6 protein-coding genes are annotated in these 4,025 nt (G+C 36.0%); all 6 read right to left on the bottom strand.

Translation table 11 applies throughout. From position 1 onward, the window contains the following. Positions 1–181 precede the first annotated feature (181 nt). The 6 genes from Q8N37_00290 to Q8N37_00265 all read right to left on the bottom strand — a co-directional run bounded on the left by Q8N37_00290 (position 182) and on the right by Q8N37_00265 (position 3,948). A complete protein-coding gene (locus Q8N37_00290) occupies positions 182–415 on the bottom strand; it encodes a hypothetical protein (GenBank protein ID MDP3056947.1) in 234 nt (77 codons plus the stop codon). Positions 416–501: 86 nt separating this feature from the next. Beyond that, positions 502–726 carry a hypothetical protein gene (locus Q8N37_00285; GenBank protein ID MDP3056946.1) on the bottom strand — a complete coding sequence of 75 codons (225 nt, stop codon included), beginning with the start codon at positions 724–726 and terminating at the stop codon, positions 502–504. A 26-nt stretch (positions 727–752) separates the two neighbouring features. Next, the gene (locus Q8N37_00280) at positions 753–1,463 is read right to left on the bottom strand and encodes a nucleotidyl transferase AbiEii/AbiGii toxin family protein (GenBank protein ID MDP3056945.1); all 711 of its coding nucleotides are present in this window, start codon (positions 1,461–1,463) and stop codon (positions 753–755) included. Beyond that, on the bottom strand, positions 1,453–2,025 hold the full coding sequence (locus tag Q8N37_00275) for a hypothetical protein (GenBank protein MDP3056944.1): 573 nt from the start codon (positions 2,023–2,025) through the stop codon (positions 1,453–1,455). The genes Q8N37_00280 and Q8N37_00275 overlap by 11 nt, the downstream gene beginning before the upstream one ends. 172 nt (positions 2,026–2,197) lie before the next feature. After that, positions 2,198–2,551 carry a hypothetical protein gene (locus tag Q8N37_00270; GenBank protein MDP3056943.1) on the bottom strand — a complete coding sequence of 118 codons (354 nt, stop codon included), beginning with the start codon at positions 2,549–2,551 and terminating at the stop codon, positions 2,198–2,200. Positions 2,552–2,583: 32 nt separating this feature from the next. Beyond that, positions 2,584–3,948: an extracellular solute-binding protein gene (locus Q8N37_00265; protein ID MDP3056942.1), complete on the bottom strand. Its 1,365-nt coding sequence runs from the start codon at positions 3,946–3,948 to the stop codon at positions 2,584–2,586. Positions 3,949–4,025: the final 77 nt, after the last annotated feature.

Genomic DNA, 4,025 nt, shown 5'->3' with positions numbered 1-4,025 from the left:
GCAGTGATCATATATTGGTATTTTAAGGCGTAATTATACAAGGTGATAAAACCTTTAATACCAGTATATTTAGAATGGATTGAATTGTAAAACTCCATTTAGGGTTTCATGGAGTGCAAGATGTATGTGAACTTATGCAGAGACCCTCCAGTTCATCGGTTAATATAATAAAAAAAATGGTTTAATGCGGAGTTCCTTTTTTAGAACTCGGTATTTTCGCCATTTTAAAATTTTTTTGGCAAAATTGCCAAATTACGCTGATTTTGTATGCAGCCATTAGAATAACTGCATATACTGCTATTACAGTCAACTGAAATGTTTCTGCCTTACTGGCAGTCACTGCTGTGTTGAATGTTAGCCCAGTAAAGACAATTATTCCAAGCTGTACAGCCAACTGTTTACTTTTTATACTCATATCAAATCACCTAACCTATTTATAGCACATCTGGAAAAAAAGTCAAGGGTTTGACCAAAAAAAGAAGTAATACGCTTGGTATTACTTTATCCATAAAATTTTACTTCTATTGCTCCTTCAGAAACTGCAGTTCTGATCTTGTATTTTACGCCTGGACATATTGTCTGCACTTGCCAGCCAATTATGGCATTATCCCATTCGTAAATCCCCGCATAATACTCTAAGGCACTCTCTCTTTTATTTCCGTTAGCATCTTTGAAAGATGCGTAAAGATTGCTAACATCCGCTGTTTCGGCTGCGTTATTCCGCAAAACTGCAAAAAATTACTCAGTCCAAATTACTTCAAAACAGACATATAATTTTTAAGCATAAAAATCGCTTCTTTTTTCAAATTCCGCTTAACCCACATTTTCTCTTTTTCGTTTATCAACTCGCCCAATCCTTGCAATGCTTGATTCTCTTTTATTTTTTCAATTACAGCAATGCAATCGGCCAAATAATCTTTAATTTTTTTGCCCGTTCGCTCTTGTATTACTTCGGAATTAATATCCCAGTTATTTTTAGCAAAAAAATATATATCGTACACATCTCGCATTGCTAATTCGCGCCGCAAGGCAAGCGCGGCCAGCTTATTGGAAAAAAGGCAATCTTTCTTCGCCGCCAGCATTGAAATGCCAAGATATTTTTTTAATTCGTAACAACTTCTGACATCGGCGGCCGAATCTCTGATATTTATTTCAATTTTAATATTATGATCATCATCGCCATATGACAAAAGAGCAAAAATAGTAAATCGCTTGATATAACTGTCTTTTATCCGGCCATATTTTTCCAGAATTATTTTTATTTTATCAAAAATTATCTCTTTGTTTCCGTTGTCCGCTGAAAGAAAATCAAAGTCTAAATCCACTGAAAATCTTGGGAGGCCATAGAGAAAAAACGCCGCGGTGCCGCCCTTGAATCCAAGCAATGAAGAAATAGAGATATCCGTGTAAATATCTTTTAAAATCTGGCCCATTATTAATTGGTGTTTTTCTTTATTCAGCATAATTTTTAAAATATTTATTTAACCGTTTTACCAGCTCTTTATTATCATATATCCTTGCCAAATCAAAGCATTTCTCCCAGTTTATACCGCTAAAATTATCAAAATGATATTCAGGAAATAAATAAATCATATCCAAAAACGCTCTTTCCAATGTGGCTATGCTAAAATTATCTCGATTAATTATGCCGGCCGAATTGTATAATACCTTATCTTTTAATTTTCTAAAAGTAAAAGCGCGCTTGTCTATAATTATCGTTTTTGTCCATTTACTGGCAATAAAAATAGTATCGTAATGCTGAAAAACAACGCCTGCTTCCCGCAATACAGTCTCAAAACTGATATACGACGGAGCGTAAATACTTGTCGCCAATTCTTTGGAATTATAATTTTTCTCTTTAGCAAAAACTCCCCTGGTTAGCCTTAGAAGCGATCCCCGCTTTGCATAGTAAGCAATTTTAGATTTTAAATTATTTTCATTGGTTTCCTGCCAAATTAAAGCTATCTCTTTATTAGTTAAGATTGTTTTTGAAGACTGATACAATTTGGCAATTAAGCTATCCATGTTTCGATAAATTAAAAAAAATAATATGTTTACTGGAAGTAAGACTTTTTCTTACTTCCATTGTATATTATTAATTAAACCGTGTCAAATAAATCAAATCACAATTCACGAACATAGTTTGCCCAAAATATCCAAATTATTCAACATTTCTAAAATATGCCTTTTAAAACTTTTAACTGAAAATGATCGTATTCAAGGTGGTCACAACCGAATAAGAGATCAAAATTATTACCAGGCCATAAATCGCATAAGTAATGATCCTCTTTCCTTCCTGCATCCGTTTTTCATCCCCAAAAGCAGTCAAATAATAGATGCCGCCGATGATCAAAAAGAAAATCGTTATGCCGGCGGTTACGCTTAAAAACCAATTTACTACGCCTGTCGTCAATTCATTGACCGTATTGTATTGAGTCGTGGAATTAAATGTTATTACCGCTTTTGCCGGAAAAACAAAAATCGCCGAAAGAACGATAACTCCAAAAACTTTCATCAAAAATTTCTTAGAAATAATTTTCAAATTGCTCATATGTTTACGGTTTAAATTAAATAATATGATTATTATTTAATTTTCTCTTTCATTATCTGATCAAGCTGTGAAGCGGCCAATTCACTGGCGTTTTCCGCCGTCGAACGATTCAAAACAACTGAATTGATCGCGTCGTTAAAAATTGTTTCTATGGCAAAATTATCTTTTTGATACCAACTTTTAGCCGTAAGCGATTGTCGGGCAAAAACCGCTAAATTCAAATCTTCGCCGTTTTCCTGCCAGCTGACCAAATCGCGCTGAGCGGCAGGTTTGGCGGTTTTAGCGAGATAAGTTTTTGCAATTTCAGGATTAGTGATATACATCAAGAAGTCCCAAGCTTCCGCCTTGTGAGTGCTGCCGGCGGAAACCGCCATTGCCCAATAATTAGCATAATTGACCGGAACAGTGACTCCGGTGATCTGAGGCATTGAAGATACCGCGAACTTGAGCTTGGGAGCTTTGGAGCGGACAGTAGGAACAGTATAAGCATAATTTATCATCATAGCCGCATTCATCTGATAAAAAGCATCGATTGAATAATCCATTAGCGGATCCCAAGTATAAACGGTCTTGGCAGGATTGGCAAAATCGGTATAAAACTGGATCGCCGTGCCCCCAATACTCCTTTTCTCGTCTTCTCTAGTGCTGCTGCCTTCGACAAGATCAGTAAAAGTTGCTTTTTTTTGAACATCATCAACAATTGAAGAGCCGCTTTGCAGCATCAAAAGGCTAAGAATATCCGATGAACGATTTATATTTTTATCCGTGCCTATCGCCGCGCCGGCGCGCTTAATATTCCCGTTCGCGTCGCGCATGGTAAGTTTTTTTACCGCCGTATTGAATTCATCCCAAGTTCGCGGCGGATCGAAAATACCGGCAGCATTAAGAATATCTACATTGTAATAAAGAGCCAAAGTATCCATAGAAAGCGGTACGGCGTATATATTATTTCCTTCCAAAAAATCATAGCTAACCACATCCACAAATTTTCTTTGATAGGTCTGGGCTGTCTTAGCGCCTTCGTCCAGAGGAGAAATTTTATTTTTATAGCGGGGCATCCAAGAATTATTCAAAGCAATGATATCTGGTCCGTTACCCTGGCTTAAAGCATTATTGAATTCATTTTCATAATTTTCATTGCCGCTAAGGACTTTTTTATAATAAACGATCTTGACCGGTGTTTTCGTTTCATCGGCGGCAATCAAAGCTTCGTAGGAAGCGATCATATCTTTCCAACTGGCCGCGTCATCCCAAAGATTCCAGACGACAATATCAATAGGCTTGCCGCGATTCTGCCTGGTGCATTGGAATCCCGACAAAACCAAAACGCTGATTAAAATAAAGATTATAAAAAAATTTAATTTGCTTTTCAACCCATTAGAAATTATTGAAGCCATATTATTTTTTTAAAAACCGCTTTAGTTTATAATAATTACCTATTTTTAACGGGTTAAATAAAAATCCAAAAAAATTA

This window comes from bacterium (assembly GCA_030693205.1).
In the GTDB taxonomy this organism is placed as follows: domain Bacteria; phylum Patescibacteriota; class Minisyncoccia; order JAHIHE01; family JAHIHE01; genus JAHILZ01.
The sequence above is the reverse complement of the archived record's forward strand: the minus strand, read 5'-3'. Positions and strand labels throughout refer to the sequence as shown.

Coding starts and splice junctions, on each gene's coding strand:
- Q8N37_00265 (MDP3056942.1), bottom strand. CDS start 3,948: ATGGCTTCAATAATTTCTAATGGGTTGAAAAGCAAATTAAATTTTTTT.
- Q8N37_00270 (MDP3056943.1), bottom strand. CDS start 2,551: ATGAGCAATTTGAAAATTATTTCTAAGAAATTTTTGATGAAAGTTTTT.
- Q8N37_00275 (MDP3056944.1), bottom strand. CDS start 2,025: ATGGATAGCTTAATTGCCAAATTGTATCAGTCTTCAAAAACAATCTTA.
- Q8N37_00290 (MDP3056947.1), bottom strand. CDS start 415: ATGAGTATAAAAAGTAAACAGTTGGCTGTACAGCTTGGAATAATTGTC.
- Q8N37_00280 (MDP3056945.1), bottom strand. CDS start 1,463: ATGCTGAATAAAGAAAAACACCAATTAATAATGGGCCAGATTTTAAAA.